The sequence below is a fragment of the Tessaracoccus rhinocerotis genome (assembly GCF_007197885.1).
In the GTDB taxonomy this organism is placed as follows: Bacteria; Actinomycetota; Actinomycetes; order Propionibacteriales; family Propionibacteriaceae; genus Arachnia; species Arachnia rhinocerotis.
The window spans coordinates 724,829-745,273 of the sequence record NZ_VKKG01000001.1; the positions used below are offsets into that span (position 1 = coordinate 724,829).

The 20,445-nt window shown below is 68.8% G+C and carries 14 protein-coding genes; 8 read left to right on the plus strand and 6 right to left on the minus strand.

What is annotated here, in order from left to right; translation table 11 throughout:
* The first annotated feature begins 45 nt into the window (after positions 1–45).
* Genes FOJ82_RS03535 through FOJ82_RS03545 form a run of 3 tightly spaced genes read left to right on the plus strand, consistent with a single transcriptional unit; the run spans position 46 to position 4,246 of the window.
* A complete protein-coding gene (locus tag FOJ82_RS03535) occupies positions 46–1,923 on the plus strand; it encodes a 2-oxoacid:acceptor oxidoreductase subunit alpha (RefSeq protein ID WP_246099726.1) in 1,878 nt (625 codons plus the stop codon).
* Positions 1,920–2,972 (plus strand): 2-oxoacid:ferredoxin oxidoreductase subunit beta, encoded by a 1,053-nt coding sequence (locus FOJ82_RS03540; protein ID WP_221933004.1) that lies wholly within the window; start codon positions 1,920–1,922, stop codon positions 2,970–2,972. The genes FOJ82_RS03535 and FOJ82_RS03540 overlap by 4 nt, the downstream gene beginning before the upstream one ends.
* Positions 2,969–4,246: a hypothetical protein gene (locus FOJ82_RS03545; RefSeq protein ID WP_143937043.1), complete on the plus strand. Its 1,278-nt coding sequence runs from the start codon at positions 2,969–2,971 to the stop codon at positions 4,244–4,246. The genes FOJ82_RS03540 and FOJ82_RS03545 overlap by 4 nt, the downstream gene beginning before the upstream one ends.
* Here FOJ82_RS03545 and FOJ82_RS03550 read toward each other — a convergent pair.
* On the minus strand, positions 4,230–5,612 hold the full coding sequence (locus FOJ82_RS03550; RefSeq protein ID WP_143937044.1) for a glycosyltransferase family 2 protein: 1,383 nt from the start codon (positions 5,610–5,612) through the stop codon (positions 4,230–4,232). The two genes, FOJ82_RS03545 and FOJ82_RS03550, sit on opposite strands and share 17 nt — an antisense overlap.
* A gap of 107 nt (positions 5,613–5,719) precedes the next feature.
* Here FOJ82_RS03550 and FOJ82_RS03555 point away from each other — a divergent pair, with 107 nt between their 5' ends.
* Positions 5,720–7,669, plus strand: a complete 1,950-nt coding sequence (locus tag FOJ82_RS03555; RefSeq protein ID WP_143937045.1) for a M13 family metallopeptidase — start codon at positions 5,720–5,722, stop codon at positions 7,667–7,669.
* A 12-nt stretch (positions 7,670–7,681) separates the two neighbouring features.
* On the opposite strand, the gene FOJ82_RS03560 is transcribed toward FOJ82_RS03555, so the two are convergent.
* Entirely contained in the window at positions 7,682–8,722 is a 1,041-nt protein-coding gene (locus FOJ82_RS03560; protein WP_143937046.1) for a LacI family DNA-binding transcriptional regulator, read from the minus strand.
* A 147-nt stretch (positions 8,723–8,869) separates the two neighbouring features.
* Here FOJ82_RS03560 and FOJ82_RS03565 point away from each other — a divergent pair, with 147 nt between their 5' ends.
* The 4 genes from FOJ82_RS03565 to FOJ82_RS03580 are packed head-to-tail and all read left to right on the plus strand — an operon-like array spanning position 8,870 to position 14,407.
* A complete protein-coding gene (locus FOJ82_RS03565) occupies positions 8,870–10,189 on the plus strand; it encodes an ABC transporter substrate-binding protein (protein WP_143937047.1) in 1,320 nt (439 codons plus the stop codon).
* A 6-nt stretch (positions 10,190–10,195) separates the two neighbouring features.
* Positions 10,196–11,191 carry a carbohydrate ABC transporter permease gene (locus tag FOJ82_RS03570; RefSeq protein WP_143937048.1) on the plus strand — a complete coding sequence of 332 codons (996 nt, stop codon included), beginning with the start codon at positions 10,196–10,198 and terminating at the stop codon, positions 11,189–11,191.
* Positions 11,188–12,066 carry a carbohydrate ABC transporter permease gene (locus FOJ82_RS03575; RefSeq protein WP_143937049.1) on the plus strand — a complete coding sequence of 293 codons (879 nt, stop codon included), beginning with the start codon at positions 11,188–11,190 and terminating at the stop codon, positions 12,064–12,066. The genes FOJ82_RS03570 and FOJ82_RS03575 overlap by 4 nt, the downstream gene beginning before the upstream one ends.
* Positions 12,067–12,091: 25 nt before the next feature.
* On the plus strand, positions 12,092–14,407 hold the full coding sequence (locus FOJ82_RS03580; RefSeq protein WP_143937050.1) for a glycoside hydrolase family 3 N-terminal domain-containing protein: 2,316 nt from the start codon (positions 12,092–12,094) through the stop codon (positions 14,405–14,407).
* A gap of 29 nt (positions 14,408–14,436) precedes the next feature.
* Here FOJ82_RS03580 and FOJ82_RS03585 read toward each other — a convergent pair whose 3' ends face one another.
* From FOJ82_RS03585 to nuoL, 4 genes are all read right to left on the minus strand, one after another.
* On the minus strand, positions 14,437–15,327 hold the full coding sequence (locus tag FOJ82_RS03585) for a polyprenyl synthetase family protein (RefSeq protein WP_143937399.1): 891 nt from the start codon (positions 15,325–15,327) through the stop codon (positions 14,437–14,439).
* Between the two features lie 104 nt (positions 15,328–15,431).
* On the minus strand, positions 15,432–17,006 hold the full coding sequence (gene nuoN / locus FOJ82_RS03590) for an NADH-quinone oxidoreductase subunit NuoN (RefSeq protein ID WP_143937051.1): 1,575 nt from the start codon (positions 17,004–17,006) through the stop codon (positions 15,432–15,434).
* The gene (locus FOJ82_RS03595; RefSeq protein WP_143937052.1) at positions 17,006–18,520 is read right to left on the minus strand and encodes an NADH-quinone oxidoreductase subunit M; all 1,515 of its coding nucleotides are present in this window, start codon (positions 18,518–18,520) and stop codon (positions 17,006–17,008) included. The genes nuoN and FOJ82_RS03595 overlap by 1 nt, the downstream gene beginning before the upstream one ends.
* Positions 18,521–18,533: 13 nt before the next feature.
* Positions 18,534–20,441: an NADH-quinone oxidoreductase subunit L gene (gene nuoL / locus FOJ82_RS03600; RefSeq protein ID WP_143937053.1), complete on the minus strand. Its 1,908-nt coding sequence runs from the start codon at positions 20,439–20,441 to the stop codon at positions 18,534–18,536.
* Between the last annotated feature and the right edge of the window lie 4 nt (positions 20,442–20,445).

Genomic DNA, 20,445 nt, shown 5'->3' on the forward strand with positions numbered 1-20,445 from the left:
GGACACGGCCGTGGCCCAGGATTTTGGAAAGTAGGGAAGAACTTCGTGGCTCAACCCCAACCGCTCGATCGCGTTGTGATTCGATTCGCCGGGGATTCCGGTGACGGGATGCAACTGACAGGCGATCGGTTCACCGCCGAGTCCGCGAGCCTCGGCAACGACGTCGCCACCCTGCCCAACTTTCCGGCCGAGATCCGCGCGCCGCAGGGGACACTGCCCGGCGTCTCCAGCTTCCAGCTGCACTTCGCAGACTTCGACATCGTGACCCCCGGCGACCGGCCCGACGTGCTCGTCGCGATGAACCCCGCAGCACTGAAGGCGAACCTGCACGACCTCCCCAAGGGCGGCGTGATCATCGTCGACACCGCCGATTTCACCAAGCGGAACCTCGCCAAGATCGGCTGGCTGCACAACCCGCTCGAGGACTCCACCCTCAGCTCCTACAAGCTGCACGCACTGGACCTTACCGGCATGGCCAGCGAGGCCGTGAAGGAATTCGGGCTCGGACGCAAGGACGCCTCCCGAACCAAGAACATGTTCGCGCTGGGTCTGCTGAGCTGGCTCTACTCCCGGGAGACCGAACAGACCATCAAGTTCCTCGAGGACAAGTTCGCCCGCAAGCCCGACATCCGCGACGCAAACATCGCGGCCTTCCGCGCCGGGCACGCTTTCGGCGAGACCACCGAGGTGTTCGAGCACCGCTACGAGGTGGGCGCCGCACCGATGAAGCCCGGGCGCTACCGGCAGATCACCGGCAACCTGGCCACGGCCTACGGTCTGATCACCGGCGCCAAGAAGGCGGGCCTGGAACTGTTCCTCGGCTCCTACCCCATCACCCCGGCCTCCGACATCCTGCACGAGCTGTCGCGCCGCAAGGACCTCGGTGTGATGACTTTCCAGGCGGAGGACGAGATCGCCGGCGTCGCGTCGGCAGTCGGCGCGTCGTTCGCCGGGGCGCTCGGCGCCACCACGACGTCGGGACCAGGCATGGCCCTGAAGATGGAGACCATCGGGCTCGCGATCATGACCGAGATCCCGCTGGTGGTGGTCAACGTGCAGCGCGCCGGGCCGTCCACGGGCATGCCCACCAAGACCGAGCAGGCCGACCTCCTGCAGGCCGTCAACGGCCGCAACGGCGAGGCCCCCGTCGTGGTGCTGGCGGCCAGGTCCGCCACCGACTGCTTCGACACCGCCGTGGAGGCGTGCCGGATCGCGGTCAAGTACCGCACCCCCGTGATCATGCTCAGCGACGGCTACCTGGCCAACGGCGCCGAGCCATGGCGGATCCCCGACCTGCAGGCGATCGAGCCGATCGTGCCCGGCTACGCCACCGAGCTCAACGGCACGGACAAGGTGGGCGAGCCCGCCTTCCTGCCGTACCAACGGGACCCGGAGACCCTCGCCCGCGCCATGGCGGTGCCGGGCACGCCCGGGCTGGAGCACCGCATCGGCGGCATCGAGAAGGACGCCATCACCGGCGCCATCTCCTACGACCCGGACAACCACGACAAGATGGTGCGCACGCGCCAGGCCAAGGTGGACGCCGTCGTGGCCGACATCCCCGACGTCGTGGTCGACGACCCGACGGGCCGCGCCCGCGTGCTGGTGCTCGGCTGGGGTTCCACCTACGGCCCGATCACCGCTGCCGCGCGCCGCGTCCGCCTCGGCGGCCGCGACGTCGCCACCGCCCACCTGCGCCACCTCAACCCGATGCCGGCCAACCTCGGCGACGTCCTGGCCGCCTACGAGCGCGTGATCGTCCCCGAGATGAACCTCGGCCAGCTGGCCCAGCTGCTGCAGGCACGCTACCTGCGCGAGATCACCAGCTACTCGAGGGTGCGCGGCCTGCCCATCTCCCTGTCAGAGCTCGAGACCGACCTGGTCGCCGAGATCGACACCCTCACCGAAGGAGCAGCCAAGTGAGCAACCTCACCGGCCTGCGGGGCGTCCCGATCGCCCTGGACCCCCTGAACAAGAAGGACTACACCTCGGACCAGGAGGTCCGCTGGTGCCCAGGCTGCGGCGACTACGCGATCCTGTCCACCTTCCAGTCCATGATGGGCACGCTGGGCATCCGGCGCGAGAACACCGTGATCGTCTCCGGCATCGGCTGCGCGGCGCGGTTCCCCTACTACGTGGACACCTACGGCATGCACTCGATCCATGGCCGCGCCCCCGCCATCGCCACCGGCATCGCCACGGCGCGCGAGGACCTGAACGTGTGGGTGGTGACCGGCGACGGCGACTCGCTGTCGATCGGCGGCAACCACCTAATCCACACGCTGCGCCGGAACGTGAACATCACCATCCTGCTGTTCAACAACGAGATCTACGGGCTCACCAAGGGCCAGTACTCCCCCACCTCCGAGGTGGGCAAGCTGACCAAGTCCAGCCCGCTCGGCTCCCTCGACAACCCGTTCAACCCGATCTCCTTGGCGCTGGGCGCCGAGGCCACGTTCGTGGCCCGGGCGATCGACTCCGACCGCAAGCAGTTGACCGAGGTCATGACCGCGGCGGCGCAGCACCGGGGTGCGGCCCTGGTGGAGATCTACCAGAACTGCCCGATCTTCAACGACGGCGCCTTCGAGGGCCTCAAGGGCCCGGAGAAGGAGGACCTGCTGATCAACCTGCGCCACGGCGAGCCGATCACCTTCGGCAGCGAGGGCAGGTACTGCGTGTTCCGCAACGCCCGGCACGACTTCGAGATCGGCGAGACCGCCGACGTCGACCCCGCGGCCATCGTCGTCCACGACGCCGAGCGGCCCGACCCGTCGCAGGCCTTCGCCCTGTCCCGGCTCACCGAGGGCGGCGTCATGCGCCAGGCTCCCGTCGGCATCTTCCGCAACGTGCAGCGCCCCGCCTACGACGACCGCGTGCGTGAGCAGATCCTCGAGGTCCGCGCCGAGGACCAGGACGCGGCGCTGGCCGACCTGCTTGCCGGTCCCGACACCTGGGAGGCAACGGCGTCATGAGTGCCGGCGGCTGGCAGCCGACCGGCGCCGGATCCCCCCAGCGGGCCTCCGGGAAGGAGCCGGTCCCCCCGCACCCCAGTGGTCAGGACCCGGCCTCCGAGGCCACCCCCACGCGGCCGGACACGAACGTCATCCGTCCCATCCCGACCGGCTCGGCGGGCCCCTCCTTCGATGCGCTCGCGATGCAGGACGTCCTGAGCCGGGCGCGCGACTCCCGCCGATTCGAGGCCCCCGAGGTCGAGGAGGAGGTCCGCAGGCGCCCGTTCCCGCTGCGCGCCGTGCTGGTCGCCCTCGTGACGGTCATGGTCCTCGGCATCGGCGCCGGCCTGTTCTACGTGCAGTTCCTGCGCAACGTGGAACAGGACCCCGACACCATCGTGGAGGTCACCGCGACGGCGTCACGCTCGGTCCTGCAGACCCCGCAGGACGCGGTGCGCGGCTACTTCCAGGCACTCGCCGACGGCGACATCACCGAGGCCCTCACCTACGGCCCGCGCGGCGGCAACGGGTCGCTGCTGCTGCTGGAGCCCGAGGCCCACGCGGCCATGCCGGAGGGCTCCAGGCCGAGCGACCTGCGGATCCTCACCGAGGACCCGCACGCCTCCGAGGTGGAGGTCTCCTACACCCTCGCCGGCGAGGAGGTCAACACCACCGTGCGTGTGAACCGGCTCGACTCGGGCGACTACCAGCTGGCGCGCACCACGGTGACCGTCCTGACGCAGGTGGCCGGCGGCGACAACCTGCCGATGTTCATCAACGGTGTGGAGGCGGACCACACAATCCCGCTGGAGGTAGTGCCGGGGACCTACTCGCTGAGCACCGAGCTGCCCTTCATCGCCTACCCGGAGGAGGCCAGCTTCAGGATCCAGTCGCTGGCCTACACCGACGTCACCGTGTTCCCCGTGAACCCGCAACTCACCGCAGAGGGCCGCGACGCCTTGCTGGGTTCGGCCCGCGAGTCGCTGGCGAGGTGCATCGCGTCCCGGGAGCTCACCCCCACCGGCTGCCCGAACGCGATCCGGGCCAACAAGCCAGTGTCTGCGGGCAGCGTCGAGTGGACGCTCCTGAACGACCCGTGGAGCTCCTTCAACCCCACCCTGAACTCCGACGACCAGACCATCGGGATCGCCACCGTCTCCCTGCAGTACCGGGTCACCATGACCTACACCGACGGCCACACCTCCGGCAACAACGACCTGTCCCGCAACGTGCAGGTCAGCGCGACGCTGCTGGGACGTTCGGCCGACGAGGTGAGCGTCACCTGGGACCGGTGAGGCTCACCTCGTCCTCGGGAAGGGCACGGCGTGGAACCGCCGTGAACACGCCGGTGCGCTGCCAACGCTGCCACTGGAGCCCCTGCCCCCTCGAGAAGCGCCACAGGCTCCGCACGAGCGCCTGCAACTCGACGGCGTCCACCAGGTAGATCGTGACCCAGGCGCCAGGAGCGAGCAGCAACAGGTTGAGGTTCTCCCTCCGCTTCGGGTCGGTGAGGACCTGCAGGGTGATCACGGCCGTGATCAGGACCACGTAGAGGGCGAGGGGCAGGAAGTCCGACGTGGCGAAGGTGTAGGTGATCAGCACCACCAGCAGGAACACCTCGAGCAGCAGCAGGACCTCGCACAGCAACGCCACGGGCAGCACGAGCAGCGTGAGGAGCCTGCTGTGGTGCGGTCGCAGGCTGAAGAACAGGTGGCGGTAACGCCAGAACGTCGTGAGTCGGCCGAACTTCCAGCGCAGTCGCTGCTTGGCCAGGCCCGTCACGTCCGTGGCGCCCTCGGTCCAGACCACGGCGTCGGGTGCGTACTGGATGGTCATGCCCGCGTCCTGGATCCTGGTGGACATCTCGATGTCCTCGGTGATGATCGTCTCGTCGAAGCCGCCCAGTTCCTCGAACACCGAGCGGCGGTAGGCCGCCGCGGCCCCACCCACGATGTAGATCGAGTCGAGCAGCGAGTCCGCCTTCTTGAAGTAGAAGCCGTAGAGGTACTCCAACTGCTGCAGGAGGCCGATGCCGCTGCGCCGGTTGCCGATCTTCACGTTCCCGGCCACCGACATCACGCGCTCGTCCTCGAACCGCTGCACGATCCGCTCCAGTGCCGCCGGGTCGACGACGCAGTCGGCGTCGATGGTGACGATGATCTCGCCGCTGGCCAGGAGCAGGCCGGAGTTGAGGGCCCGGGACTTGCCGGCGTTGTCCTGGCGGTGCAGCACGAGGTGGCGACCCTCGTCCCGCCGGCAGCGTTGCGCCAGTCGGCACAGCCTCTCCCACGTGCCGTCGGTGGACCCGTCGTCCACGACGACCACCTCGACGTCCGAGTACGTGCTGGTCAGGATCGACTTCACGGTGGACTCGATCCCCACCTCCTCGTTCCAGGCCGGCACGATGACGCTCACCCGCGGCCTGGCCGGGGCAGGCTCCCGTCGCAGCCGACGCCGCCGGCGTCGGGCCATGACCGGTTCGTACCAGGGCGCGACGAACAACTGGAGGGCGTAGCGCAGCAGCGACGGGGCGAACAGGGCGAGCAGCACCCACCGTAGGAACAACCAGTCGTCGTCCGGGCGCACGTGGCGCGTCAGGAATAGGTGGAACACCATGAACGTCGCCGCGTAGCCGACGAGGTGTAGAACAGTTCTGCCCATTGGGCACCTTCCGGGACCAAGTCCCCCGGCGCCACACTTTACGCGGGGCCCCGCAGTCGGGCAATCCGGCCGTCGTCCTGTTGCGCCCGGCCGCTACGCTTGCGGTCATGAAGCCGAGTCTCAACTTCGACCATTTCGACCCGACGATCCGCCCGCAGGACGACCTCTTCCGGCACGCCAACGGCACGTGGCTGCGCACCGTCGAGATCGACGCGGACAAGTCCACCGCCGGCGGCTTCGTCGACCTGCGCGACGAGTCCGAGCGCCATGTCCAGGAGATCATCTCCGAGCTCTCCGTCGAGGACCCGGCATCCGAGGCCGGCAAGATCGCCAACCTCTACGCGTCATTCATGGACACCGAGCACATCGAGGCGCTCGGCGCCACACCGCTGTACCCGATCCTGAACATGATCCAGGACATCGCCTCGGTCTCCGACTTCTCCCGCCACCTGGGCTGGAGCCTGCGCCACGGCTTCTCGTCGCTGATCGCCTTCGGCGAGGAGTCCGATCCCGGAGACCCGCAGCGCTACGTGATGTTCGCGGAGCAGGCTGGCCTGGGCCTCCCGGACGAGGCCTACTACCGCGAGGACAAGCACGCCGAGACCCGTCAGGCATACCGGGCCCACCTCCAGCAGGTCTTCGAGCTGGCCGGCTTCCACGACGCCCCCGAGCAGGCGCACGCCGTGTTCGAGCTGGAGACCGCGATCGCGGAGCACCACTGGGACAAGGTCCGCACGCGCGACCTGCGTCAGATGTACAACCCGAAGACGTGGGCCGAGTTCACAGCCCTGGCCGTCGGCTTCGACTGGGACGCCTTCGTCGATGGTGCAGAGCTCCCCGTCGACAAGGTGGCCGACGTGGTTGCCTGCCAGCCCTCGTTCGACGAGGCCGCCGGCGACCTGCTGACGTCCCAGCCGCTGGACGCGTGGAAGTCCTGGGCGCGGTGGAAGGCCATCGCTGCCCTCTCCCCCTACCTTTCCCAGGACTTCGTCGACGCCCGCTTCGACTTCTACGAGCGGACCCTGCAGGGCACCGAGGAACTGCGCCCACGCTGGAAGCGCGCCGTCGCCCTGGTCGAGGGTGCCATGGGCGAGGCGGTGGGCAAGATCTACGTCGAGCGCCACTTCCCGCCCGCGGCGAAGGACGCGATGGACGAACTCGTGGCCAACCTGCTCGCGGCCTACCGCGAGTCGATCGAGAAGCTCGACTGGATGACGGACGCCACCCGCGCGGAGGCGCTGGACAAGCTGTCCAAATTCAAGCCGAAGGTGGCCTACCCGAACAAGTGGCGCGACTACTCGGACCTGCAGGTCGACCGGGAGGACCTGGTGGGCAACGTGCTGGCGATCCACTCCTTCGACATGGACTTCACCCTCTCCAAGCTCGGCGGTCCGATCGACCCCGAGGAGTGGCTGATGTACCCCCAGACGGTCAACGCCTACTACCACCCCCTGCGCAACGAGATCGTGTTCCCGGCGGCGATCCTGCAGCCCCCGTTCTTCAACGTCGAGGCGGACTCGCCCGTCAACTACGGCGCGATCGGCGCGGTGATCGGCCACGAGATCGGCCACGGCTTCGACGACAAGGGCTCCACCGCCGACGGTGACGGAAGGCTGCGCGACTGGTGGACGGAGGAGGACCGGACCGCGTTCGAGGAACGCACCAGGGCCCTCATCGGCCAGTACGAGGTCCTCTCCCCCGAGGGCGCCGACGGCGAGAAGGTCAACGGCGAGCTCACCATCGGCGAGAACATCGGGGACCTCGGCGGCCTGGGGATCGCCTACAAGGCGTGGCTGCTCTCCGGCGGCGACGTCGACGGCGACCCGGTCGACGGGCTCACCCCGGCGCAGCGCTTCTTCCTGGGCTGGGCAGCGGCCTGGCGCTCCAAGGTGCGTCCCGAGGCGGCCAAGCAGCGCCTGGCGACCGACCCGCACTCCCCCAACGAGTTCCGCTGCAACCAGATCGTGCGCAACCTCGACGCCTTCCACGAGGCCTTCGGCGTGACCGAGGACGACCGGCTCTGGCTGGCCCCGCAGGAGCGGGTCAGCATTTGGTGAGGTGACGCACCCCTAGTCCAGGGGAGCTGTCGAGCCCCGCACCACGAGGTGGGTGGCCAGCCGCATGGGGCCGGTGGTGGCGGGCCGGCCGGCGCGGCGGTCCATGAGCGAACGGACCGCCGCGGTGCCCATGTCCTCCAGGGGCTGCCGGACGGTGGTGAGGCCCGGGGCCGAGAGTCCCGCGATCAGGGTGTCGTCGAATCCGACGACGCTGACGTCGTGCGGGACCGACATCCCGAGCTGTCGTGCCGCCTGGAAAACGCCCAGCGCGGCGTCGTCACAGGCCGCGAAGATGCCGGTGGGGCGGACGTCCTCGGGGAGCGAGAGCAGCTCGAGGCCGGCGCGCAGCCCGGCCTCGTGGGAGAACTCGTCGCCAGCCACCAGCCGCGGGTCGTGCGGCAGTTCGTTCATGCTGAGAGCGGACAGGTAGCCCTGCAGCCGCTCCGTCGCGGGCACGGAACCAGGCGTCCCGCGGACGAAGCCGATGCGCCTGTGCCCCTGTTCGATCAGGTGCTGGGTGGCCTCGACGCCGCCGTTCCAGTTCGTGGCCCCGATGCTGGTGAAGTCCGGCGGCATGGCGTTGGCGGGGTCGATGGAGACCAGCGAGATCCCGAGCTCTCGGACCTTCGCCAACTGCCGGGAGGACAGCCTGGAGGTGACGACGATGACTCCGACGTAGTCCTGGGCCTTGACCATCTCGAACCAGTGGTCCCCCAGTGGAACCGGGTCCCGCTGGACGCTGTCGGGCGGGGTGTACAAGGAGACGAGGGCCACACCGTGGGCCATGGCCGCGGTGGCGGCGCCACGCAGGATGTCCAGGGTGTACGTGCTGGTGAGGTTGTCGGCCACCAGCGCGATCAGCGGGTAGGAGTTGCGCTGCTCGCCTCCGGCAGGGACGTATCCCAGCGCCTCGGCCGCCGCCAGCACGCGTGCGCGGGTGGCTGTCGAGACGTCAACGCGGCCGTTGACCGCCTTGGAGGCAGTGGCACGCGAAACACCCGCTCGCCGCGCCACGTCATCAAGCCGTACACGCTCTCCAGTCAGTTCGCTCACGCACTCAGCATACGAAACGTTTCGGGCATTGGCAACGCCTGTGTAACACTAGTTGTCGCTCAGTTGACAGAATTAGAACTACGGTTAAACTAATCCTACCTAGCACGTTTCGCGAAAGCTTTCGCGAAGGCAAACCTGGAGGTTTCAATGAAGAAGCGACGGATCCTTGGGATCGCTGCAGCCGCATCAATGCTGCTCACCGCCTGCGGCGGGGCCACCGACGGCCCCGGCGACGGCGCGACCACCGGCGGGGGTGACACCACGACCGCACAGGGTGAGGACGTGACCCTGCGCTGGTGGCACAACTCGAACACCGGCGACGGCAAGGACTACTACGACAAGGTGGCTGCGGACTTCGAGGCCGCCAACCCCGGCGTGACCATCGAGGTCAGCGCCATGCAGCACGAGGACATGCTCACCAAGCTCGAGGCTGCCTGGCAGTCCGGTGACGTCCCCGAGGTCTACATGGAGCGCGGCGGCGGCGAGCTCGTCGACAAGGTCGAGGTCGGCCTCGTCAAGGACCTCACGGACCTCGTGCCGGAGACCATCGAGACCGTCGGCGGCAGCGCGGCGGGCTGGCAGGTCGACGGGCGCACCTACGCCCTGCCCTTCTCGATCGGCGTCGTCGGGTTCTGGTACAACACCGAGCTCTTCGAGCAGGCCGGCATCGAGGGCACTCCCGAGACCATGGCAGACCTGTACGACGCGGTCGACAAGCTGAAGGCAGCCGGCATCGAGCCCATCTCGGTCGGCGCCGGCAGCAAGTGGCCCGCAGCGCACTACTGGTACTACTTCGCGCTGCGCCAGTGCAGTGCCGAGGTCATCGACACCGCCACCACCACCCTCGACTTCTCCGACCCGTGCTTCATCCGTGCGGGCGAGAGCCTGCAGGAGCTGGTCGCGGCCGAGCCGTTCAACGCGGGCTTCCTCACCACCGAGGCCCAGTCCGGCCCCACGAGCGCTTCGGGACTCCTCGCCACCGGCAAGGTCGCGATGGAACTCGCCGGCCACTGGGAGCCCGGCGTCATGCAGGGCCTGACCGAGGACGGCACCGGCCTCGGCGACGCCACCGGCTGGTTCCCGTTCCCCGCGGTCGACGGCGGCGAGGGTGACCCGAGCTTCCCGCTCGGCGGCGGCGACGCCTGGGGCGTCCCCGAGACCGCACCGCAGCAGGCCGTCGACTTCGTCGAGTACCTGCTCTCCGACGAGATCCAGCAGGGCTTCGCGGAGTTGGACATGGGTCTGCCCACCAACCCGAACGCCACCGAGTTCGTCCAGGACGAGGCGCTCGCCGCACTCCTCGAGGTGCGTGACTCCGCAGAACGCGTCCAGCTCTACCTGGACACGGCCTTCGGAACCTCCGTCGGTGGCGCGATGAACGACGAGATCGCGCTGGTCTTCGCCGGCCAGTCGAGCCCGCAGGGCATCGTCGACGCCATCCAACAGGCAGCTGACGCGGAGAAGTAAGCACAAATGTCAGCCTCCACCCTCGCAACAACCTCCACCGGCGGGCGCTCCATCTCGGAGCGCCCGCCCGGGCAGGGTCCCCGCAAACGGCGCCGCAACTGGGGCATGGCCCTCGAGGTGCTGCTGTTCACGGCCCCTGCGCTCATCCTGTTCGCGATGTTCGTCGTGTGGCCCATGCTGCGGGCGGTGGAGCTGTCCGTCTTCCGCTGGAAGGGCTTCGGACCGCTGGTCGACTTCGTCGGACTGCGAAACTACATCTCGGTGCTCACCGACGACGTGTTCCTGGGTGCCCTCGGGCACAACATGTTCATCGTGGTCGCGTCGATCGCCATCCAACTGCCCATCGGCATCGCGATCGCGCTGCTGCTGAACCGGAAGATGAAGTTCCAGGGCCTGGTGCGGACCCTCGTGTTCGTGCCCTACGTCCTGGCCGAGGTGATCGCCGGCGTGGTGTGGTTCCAGCTTCTCACCCCGCGCTACGGCTTCATCGAGAACGTGCTGAGCGCCATCGGGATCACCCCACCCCCCCAGGGCTTCCTCGGGACACCCGAGATCGCCCTGTGGACCGTCATGGTGGTGCTGACCTGGAAGTACGTCGGCCTCGCCATCATCCTGTTCCTGGCCGGCCTGCAGTCGATCCCGGCCGACGTGGACGAGGCAGCCCAGATCGACGGCGCCTCGTGGTGGCGGATCCAGTGGCACATCACCATCCCGCTGCTCGGCCCCACGCTGCGGACCTGGGCGTTCCTGTCCATGGTCGGCTCGCTGCAACTGTTCGACATGGTTTGGATCCTCACCAAGGGCGGTCCCGCGAACGCCACCACCACCATGGCGACGTTCCTGATCAACGAGGGCACCCGGCGCTCCAACTACGGCATCGCCGGTGCCGCATCGGTCGTCCTGTTCGTAATCGCCCTCGTCCTGGCGCTGGTCTACCAGAGGTTCGTCCTCGGCCGCGACAACCAGCAGGACGTCCAGCCCCGGAAGAAGGCCGGCCGATGACCGCCACTACCCTGGCCGCCCCGGCCACCCAGGACTCCCCGACCCGCCGCCGCCACCGCGACGGCAGCGCGGGCCCCGTCACCTACTTCATCGCCCTCGTGCTCGTGGCGTTCACCCTCGGGCCGGTCCTCTACGCCGTCCTCGGCGGGTTCCGCACCAACGCGCAGCTGGCCGAGAACCCCGCCGGCATGCCGGACCCGTGGGTCTGGACCAACTACATCGGGGTTGTGGCCAACCCCAGCTTCTGGGTCTACGCGATGAACTCGACGGTCATCGCCCTGCTCACCACCGTGATGGTGATGCTGTTCGGCCTGATGGCCGCCTACCCCTTGGCGCGCTACAACTTCCGCCACCGCGAGAAGCTGTACATGATCTTCGTGACCGGACTGCTGTTCCCGGCCACCGTCGCCGCCATCCCCCTGTTCATCATCATCAGCAAGGACCTCGGCCTGAGCAACAACTGGTGGGGCATCGCGCTCCCCCAGGCCGCCTTCGCGCTGCCGATGACAATCGTCATCCTGCGACCCTTCCTCCAGGCCATCCCACCGGAGCTTGAGGAGGCTGCCTTCATCGACGGCGCCAGTCGGCTGCGAGTGTTCACCCGCATCATGCTCCCCCTCTCCGGGCCGGGGCTGGTCACCGTCGGCGTGCTCGCGTTCGTCGGTTCCTGGAACGCCTACCTGCTGCCGCTGCTGCTGCTGCAGGGAGACATGCGCACGCTCCCCCTGGGCGTCGCCGACTACTCCTCCGAGCACTCGTCCGACACCGCCGGCGTGTTCGCGTTCACGACCCTCTCCATGATTCCCGCACTCATTTTCTTCCTCGCCATGCAGCGCCGCATCGTCGGTGGCCTGCAGGGCGCGGTGAAGGGCTGATCCCCCCATGCACAAGGACACCACCATGCTCCCCTGGCAAGACCCCGGCCTCGCTCCCGCCGAGCGCGCCGCCGCCCTGCTCGCCGAGATGACCCTCGAGGAGAAGGCGGCCCAACTGGGCTCCCACTGGCACCGCGCCTCCGACAAGCCTGTTGACGACGAGGTGGAGACCCATGACGTCGCTCCGATGGAGCACGCCTTCAAGTCCCACCAGAAGACCTGGCAGCAGGCAGTCGTCAACGGCATGGGGCACCTCACCCGCACCTTCGGCACCGACCCGGTCAGCGTCCCCGAGGGCCTCGCGCGGCTCGCGTCGCGGCAGGCCGACGTGACCGCGGCCTCCCGCTTCTCAGTGCCGGCCCTGGCCCACGAGGAGTGCCTCACCGGCTTCACCACGCTCGGCGCCACGGTCTACCCTGCCGCGATCGCCTGGGGAGCCACCTGGCGGCCCGAGCTGATCCGGGAGATGGCGCGGGCCATCGGCGAAGACCTCGCCGCCGTCGGAGTCCACCAGGGCCTGTCCCCGCTGTTCGACGTGGTGCGCGACTACCGCTGGGGCCGCGTCGAGGAGACCACCGGTGAGGATCCCTACCTCGTCGGCACCGTCGGCACCGCGTACGTGCAGGGCCTGCAGGCCGCCGGCGTGCACGCCACCCTCAAGCACTTCGCCGGCTACGCCGCCTCCCGCGCCGGCCGCAACCACGCCCCCATCTCGATGGGCCGCCGCGAACTCGAGGACATCATCCTGCCGCCGTTCGAGATGGCGGTCCGCGAGGGCGGGGCCAAGTCCGTGATGAACTCCTACTGCGACATCGACGGGGTTCCCGCCACGTCGTCGCGCTGGCTCCTCACCGAGGTGCTCCGCGAGCGCTGGGGCTTCGAGGGTCCCGTGGTGAGCGACTACTGGTCCATCGAGTTCCTCACCAAGACCCACCGCATCGCGCAGAGCCCCGCCCACGCGGCGGCGCTGGCGCTGCGCGCCGGCCTCGACGTCGAACTGCCCGCGACCGGCCCCTACGGTCACCTCCGCTCCGCCATCGAGCAGGGCCTCCTCGACGAGGCCACGGTGGACACCGCCGTGCTGCGCGTACTGACGCAGAAGGCCGAACTGGGCCTGCTCGACGAGGGTTGGGAGCCGCTGCAGGGCACGGACTCCGAGCGCGACCTCGACTCGCAGCACAACCGCGACGTCGCCCGCCGGGTCGCCGAGGAGTCGGTGATCCTGCTGGCCAACGACGGCATCCTCCCGCTCGCCTCGCCGGGCCGGGTCGCGGTCGTCGGGCCCGTCTGGACCGACGTGCGCTCCTACATGGGCTGCTACGCGTTCCCGAACCACGTCCTGTCCCGCGACGGCGGCAAGGAGACCGGACTCGAGATCGACCGGCTCGACGACGTGCTCCCTGCGGCGCTGGGCGGCGACGTCTCGTTCGCGGCTGGCTGTGGCTTCACCGACGGGACCGACGAGCAGCTCGCCGAAGCCGTCGAGCTGGCGGCATCGGCAGACGTGACGATCGTCACGGTGGGCGACATCGCAGGCATGTTCGGCATCGGCACCTCCGGCGAGGGCTGCGACGTGGCGGACCTGCGCCTGCCCGGCCGGCAGGGCGAACTCGTGGAGGCAGTGCTGGCCACCGGGACCCGGGTGGTCCTCGTACTGGTCACGGGCCGGCCCTATGCGCTCGGAGAGTACGCCGGCCGCTGCGCCGCCATCGTCCAGGCCTTCATGCCGGGAGTCGAGGGCAGCGACGTGCTCGCCCGGGTCCTGACCGGTGAGCTGAACCCGTCGGGCCGGCTCCCCATCGGGATCCCCTCGGGCCACGGCGCCCAGCCCGGCACCTACCTGGCGCCCTCGCTCGGGTGGTTCTCCGACGGCATCTCCAACCTCGACCCGCGCCCGGTGTTCCCCTTCGGCCACGGCATCTCCTACACGAGCTTCCGGCTGAACGATGCCGCCGTCTCCGCCCTGGAGATCCCCGTCGACGGCGTCGTTAACTACTCGGTGACGGTCACCAACACCGGCGATCGGGACGGCTCCGAGACGGTCCAGCTCTACCTGGAGGACCCGTGGGCGGAGGTCGTGCGACCCCTCAAGCAGCTGATCGGCTACGCGAAGGTGGACATGGCGGCCGGCGAGTCGCGGCGGCTCACCTTCGAGGTGCACGCCGACCGCACGTCCTTCACGGGCACCGACCTGCAACGCATCGTCGAGCCCGGTGAGGTCCTGCTGTCGGCCGGCCACTCCTCGGAGGACAGGCTCGACGGGCTCGCGGTGGTGCTGACTGGAGAGCGCCGCGTCGTCGGCGAGGGCCGCGTGCTCACCACCCCTGTCACCTTCGGGTGACGGGGGCGGCCCGCTCGGTCACCGACGGGTCACGCAGTCCTGTCGACGAGGTCGTCGCAGTACTGCAGCAGCAGGTCCTTGGCCTCGCCCTCGGGGAGGATGTCCAGGTGCCGTCTGGCGGACTCCGCCCGGCGGCGCACCTCGGCCCGCGCCCGCTCCATCACGGGGTGGGCGCGGAGCTCCGCGAGGGTGTCGGCGAGGGCCTCGTCCGAGGTCAGGTCTCCCGCGATCCTCGCCTTCAGCGCCTCGTCGGCCGGATCGTCGGAGGCCGCGAGCATCAGCGTCGGCAGCGTGGGGACACCCTCGCGCAGGTCGATCCCCGGGGTCTTGCCGGTCGTGGTGGAGGTGATGTCGATGAGGTCGTCGCTGAGCTGGAAGACGGCTCCCAACTCCTCGCCGAACGCGCTCAGGGCGTCCAGCACCTCCCCAGGGGCGCTGGCAACCATCCCGCCGAAGCGGGCGGAGGCCGCGATCAGGGACCCGGTCTTGTCCGCGATCACCCGCAGGTGGTGCTCGAGCGGGTCGTCGCCCTCGCGGGGGCCGACCGTCTCGGCGATCTGCCCCTGCACCAGTCGGGTGAACGTGGCGGCCTGCAGGTCGACGAAGTCACGCCCGAGTTCGTTCACCGTCGTGGACGCGCGGGTGAACAGCCAGTCCCCCACCAGGATGGCGACGTGGTTGCCCCACATCACGTTGGCCGACGGGGTTCCGCGGCGCACCGTGGCGTCGTCCATGACGTCGTCGTGGTAGAGGCTGGCCACGTGGGTCAGCTCCATCACGAGGGCGGCCTTGATCAGCTCCTCCTCGTCCACGTCCCCGCCGAACCGCGAGCAGACGAACACCAGGGTCGGCCGGAAGCGCTTGCCGCCGGCGGCGATGATGTGCGTGGCCGCCTCGGAGACGAAGTCCGAGTCGGCCATGGCCACCTCGAGCAGGCGCTCCTCGAAACGCTCGGACAGCCGAGTCAGCTCGTCCGGGTGGACCACCTGTGACAACTTTCCTCCTCGTTGGCCGACCCGACGGGTCAGCGGATGAACTCGGCGGCGCCGTTGAACAGTTCGAGCAGCCCACCGGGCAGGATGCCGAGGACGATCGTAGCCAACGCGGCCACCACGAGCACGCACCAGGTCCACAGTGACGGCGTGGCGACCTCTGCGGTCTCACCCTCCACCGGGTCCTGGAACCACATGGCGACGACGATCTTGAGGTAGAGGAACGCAGCCACGAGGCTGAACACCACCGCGAGGAAGACCAGCCAGCCGTAGCCACCGGCCCAGGCCGCCGCGAACACCGCGAGCTTGCCGACGAAGCCGGCGGTCGGCGGGATGCCGGCGAAGCTGAGCAGGAACAGCGTCATCACGGTGGCGACGACGGGGTGCGACCTGCCGAGACCGCGCCAGGCGTTCAGGTGGTTGGCCTCCCCGCCGGAGCGACGCACCATCGTGACGATGGCGAACGCGCCGAGCGTGGCGAAGCCGTAGGCCAGCAGGTAGAAAGCGATGGAGCCGACGCTGTTGAGGGAGACGTCCTCGGCGGCGGCCACCACTCCGACCGCGCCCACGAGGATGAAGCCCGCGTGCGCGATCGAGGAGTAGGCCAGCAGTCGCTTTACGTCGGTCTGCACCAGGGCGACGACGGAGCCGACGAGCATCGTGGCGATGGCGACGCCGGTCAGGAGCGGCTGCCAGTCCCAGCGCGCCGCGCCCAGGGCGACGTAGAAGATGCGCAGCAGCGCACCGACGGCGGCCGTCTTCGTCGCGATGGCCATGAACCCGGTGACGGGCGTGGGGGCGCCGACGTAGACGTCGGGGGTCCAGGCGTGGAACGGCACCGCGCCGATCTTGAACAGGAGCCCGACCGCCAGCAGCACCATGCCGGCCAACAGCAGCAGGTTGCTGCTGGTGCCCTCGGTGATGGCGTCCGCGATCGCGCCCAGCTCGAAACTGCCGGAGTAGCCGTAGAGCAGGGCGGCACCGAACAGGAAGAAGCCCGAGGCGAACGCACCCAGCAGGAAGTACTTCAGCGCGGCCTCCTGGCTCAGCAGGCGACGGCGGCGGGCCATGCCGGAGAGCAGGTACAGCGGCAACGAGAGGATCTCCAGCGCCACGAACAGGATCAGCAGGTCGTTCGAGGCGACGAACAGCAGCATCCCGAACAGCGCGAACACCAGCAGCGGGAAGACCTCCGTGTGCTCGCGCTTGAGGCGCTCGGCCTCGCGCTCGAGCGGCGACCCGGGGACCGTCGCGGCCGACGCTGCGAACGCGGACTGGCCTCCTCCGACGCCGCGCTCGGCGAACAGTGCGACGCCACCCAGTCCGAACACCAGCAGCATGGTCCAGAACACGTACGTGGGTCCGTCAGTGACGACCGATCCCATCGCCGCGATGCCGGTCTCGCCGGCGACCCAGTTGTTGATGGTCAGCCCGAGCGCCGCGACGACGGCGAGACCCGCGATGAACACCTGGACGGCGTAGCGCGCCGTGCGAGGGACGAAGGCCTCGACGAGGACGCCCACGGCGCCCGCACCCAGGAGCACCAGTAGCGGGGACAGCTGAAGCCATTCCAGTGTCGGCGCAGTGATCTCAAGGATCGTGCTCATCAGTTGCCTTCCTCAATCTGCGGGGCGGGGTCCTGGACCCCGACGACGGACATCACACCGGTGGCCGCATCGTCGACGACGTCGAGGATCGGCGACGGGTAGAACCCGAACACCAGCAGCAGCACCAGGAGCGGGACGACGGCAGCGCGCTCGCGCGTGGTCAGGTCCTCGGTGATGTGTTCCGCGGTCTGGCTCGTGACGGGCCCGGTCATGGTCCTGCGGTACATGCTGAGCACGTAGACCGCGGCCAACACCATGCCGATCGTGATGACGGCGGTGTGGATCGGGTAGCGCTGCCAGGCTCCCGCCATCACCAGGAACTCACTGACGAAGTTCGCCAGGCCCGGCAGGGACAGCGTCGCCAGCCCGGCAATCAGCAGGAATCCGGCGAGCACGGGGGCCACCTTCTGGACGCCGCCGAAGGCGGAGATCTCCGCTGTGCCGCGCCGGTGGACGAGGAACCCGATCACCAGGAACAGCGCCGCGCTGGAGAAGCCGTGGGCGAGCATGTAGAAGATGGAGCCCGTCAGGGACTGGGTGGTCATGGCGAAGATGCCGAAGACCATGAAGCCGAAGTGGCTGATGGAGGTGTAGGACACGAACCGCAGCAGGTCCTTGGTCCCGAAGGCCATCAGGGCGCCGTAGATCATGGACACGATGGCCCAGACCAGGATCACCGGGGTGGCCCAGCGGCTCGCCTCCGGGAACACCATCAGGCAGACCTTGATCATCCCGAAGGCACCGATCTTGTCGAGGACGCCCACGAGCAGGGTGGAGGTTCCGGCACGCGCCTGCTCCGCCGCGTCGGGCAGCCAGGTGTGGAGGCCGACCAGCGGCGCCTTCAGTGCGAACGCGAAGAAGAAGGCGACGAACAGCCAGTTGCCCACGGCGCCGCCGAAGTCGATCTGCTGCAGGTCGGACAGCAGGAAGCTGACCTGGCCCTGCTGGGCACCGACGGCGTAGACGCCGGCCACGCCAACGAGCATCACCAGGCCACCGGCCAGGGACACGAGCAGGAACTTCATCGCTGCAGCGCTGCGCTTCGCGCCGCCCCAGCCACCGATGAGGAAGTACATCGGGATCAGGGTCGCCTCGAAGACGATGTAGAACAGCAGTAGGTCGCCGGCCATGAACACGTACAGCGCGAAGGTCTGCATCATCAGGGCCAGCGAGAAGTAGGTGCGGCCGGTCCACCGGGCAGCGGGCGTCTCGTCGACGTTCCACTCCGCGATCATGACCACGGGGACGAGGATCACGGTCAGCAGCACCAGCACACCGCTGAGGCCGTCGAGCTCCAGCGCGTAGTTGGCGCCGATGGCGCGGATCCAGGGGACGTTCTCGACGAGCGGACCGCCGAGGGACAGGACGAAGGCGACCACGCCGAGGATGGTGGTGGTCAGGGCGAAGCCCAGACCGACGAGCTTGCCCGTGTTGCCCTTGAGCAGCAGCAGTACCAGGGCGCCCACCAGCGGCAGGAGCGCCAGAATGGTCAGCAGGGGAATCGAGTTGATCATTGTGCCTTCCTCCTCAGACCAGCTGTCCGAAGAACACGATGGCCGCGAGGGCCACGATTCCGATGACCAGGGTCAGGCCATAGGTGCGAACGTAACCGTTCTGGGCCGTCCGCAGCCAGGCCGACAGGCCGCCTGCGAGGGAGGCCGAGCCCATCGTGAGCCCGTCGACGACACCGCGGTCGATGGCCGCGACGCCCTTCGAGAGGCCGCGCGTGGGCCGGATGATGGCGTGCTCGTTGAGTGCGTCGCCGTAGAGGTCCGCCCGGCCGGCGAGCACCAGTGGGTTCTTCGTGGTGGGCTCGTTGCGGGGGATCTCGCCCCGGTGCAGGAACCAGCCGACGAGGACGCCGACGATCACGACGGCGAGGGTCAGCAGGCCGATGGTGGTGAAGTGCACCAGCGGCGTGTCGTGGACCTCGTGGCCGGTGGGCGGCGCGAGCCAGCCCTGGATCCAGCCGTTCATCGCGAGGCCCGCTCCCAGGGAGGCGATCGCCAGGATGATCAGCGGGACGGTCATCACCAGCGGGGACTCGTGCGGGTGCACGTCGTCGGCCCAGCGCTTCTTGCCGAAGAAGGTCATCACCATCAGGCGCGTCATGTAGTACGCGGTGACACCGGCGCCGATGAGTGCCAGCACGCCGAGGACGGTGTTCTGGTCGAAGGCGGCCTCGATGATGTGGTCCTTGGAGTAGAAGCCGGCGGTGAACGGGAACCCGATGATGGCGAGGTAGCCGGCGGCGAAGGTGATGAACGTGACGCGCATCGCCTTGGACAGGCCCCCGTAGTGGCGCATGTCCACGTCGTCGTCCATGCCGTGCATCACGGACCCGGCGCCGAGGAACATGTTGGCCTTGAAGAAGCCGTGGGTGATGAGGTGGAAGATCGCGAATGCGGCACCCACCGGGCCGAGACCCGCGGCCAGCATCATGTAGCCGATCTGCGACATGGTGGATCCGGCCAGGACCTTCTTGATGTCGTCCTTGCTGGAACCGATCCAGGCGCCGGCGAGCAGCGTGACCGTGCCGACGATCGCGACGGCCGTCAGTGCGATCTCGCTCTGCGCGTAGATCGCGTTGGAGCGGACCACGAGGTAGACGCCGGCGGTGACCATCGTCGCGGCATGGATCAGTGCGGAGACCGGGGTCGGGCCCTCCATGGCGTCCAGCAGCCACGACTGGAGCGGCACCTGTGCGGACTTGCCGCAGGCGCCGAGCAGCAACAGGAGACCGAGCAGGGTGGCCCAGAACGGGGTCAGTTCCGCGGCGCCGGCGTTCACGTCACTGAACGAGCTCGAGCCGAACCAGGCCAGCATCGTGAAGATGGCCATCGCCATGCCGAGGTCGCCGACCCGGTTGACCACGAAGGCCTTCTGTCCGGCGGCGGCTGCGGAGGGGCGGTGCTGCCAGAAGCTGATCAGGAGGTAGGACGCCAGGCCGACGCCCTCCCAGCCGACGAACAGCACCAGGTAGTTGTCGGCGAGCACCAGCAGCAGCATGGCCGCGATGAACAGGTTCAGGTACGCGAAGAACCGGCGGCGACGGTCGTCGTGGGCCATGTAGCCGATCGAGTAGATGTGGATCAGGGATCCGACGCCGGTGATCAGCAGCACGAACAGGATCGAGAGCTGGTCGACCAGCAGACCGACCTCGATGGTCCAGTTTCCCGTGGACAACCACTCGAACAGCGGCACGGACGCGGCGCGGGAGCCCTCGTCAGCGGACAGCATCTGACCGAACAGCACCAGCCCGATCGTGAACGAGGCGAGCGGTGCGGCGGTGGCCAGGATGTGGCCCCACTTGTCCGAGTAGCGCCCGAGCACGAGCAGCAGGGCCGCGCTGGCCAGCGGGATCGCGATCAGCAGCCAGGCGAGGCTGAACAGCCCACTGGCCGGGACGGCGTTGACGATTTCCAGGAGTTGCACTCTT

Coding starts and splice junctions, on each gene's coding strand:
- FOJ82_RS03545 (WP_143937043.1), top strand. CDS start 2,969: ATGAGTGCCGGCGGCTGGCAGCCGACCGGCGCCGGATCCCCCCAGCGG.
- FOJ82_RS03550 (WP_143937044.1), bottom strand. CDS start 5,612: ATGGGCAGAACTGTTCTACACCTCGTCGGCTACGCGGCGACGTTCATG.
- FOJ82_RS03555 (WP_143937045.1), top strand. CDS start 5,720: ATGAAGCCGAGTCTCAACTTCGACCATTTCGACCCGACGATCCGCCCG.
- FOJ82_RS03565 (WP_143937047.1), top strand. CDS start 8,870: ATGAAGAAGCGACGGATCCTTGGGATCGCTGCAGCCGCATCAATGCTG.
- FOJ82_RS03570 (WP_143937048.1), top strand. CDS start 10,196: ATGTCAGCCTCCACCCTCGCAACAACCTCCACCGGCGGGCGCTCCATC.
- FOJ82_RS03575 (WP_143937049.1), top strand. CDS start 11,188: ATGACCGCCACTACCCTGGCCGCCCCGGCCACCCAGGACTCCCCGACC.
- FOJ82_RS03580 (WP_143937050.1), top strand. CDS start 12,092: ATGCTCCCCTGGCAAGACCCCGGCCTCGCTCCCGCCGAGCGCGCCGCC.
- FOJ82_RS03585 (WP_143937399.1), bottom strand. CDS start 15,327: ATGGCCGACTCGGACTTCGTCTCCGAGGCGGCCACGCACATCATCGCC.
- nuoN (WP_143937051.1), bottom strand. CDS start 17,006: ATGAGCACGATCCTTGAGATCACTGCGCCGACACTGGAATGGCTTCAG.
- FOJ82_RS03595 (WP_143937052.1), bottom strand. CDS start 18,520: ATGATCAACTCGATTCCCCTGCTGACCATTCTGGCGCTCCTGCCGCTG.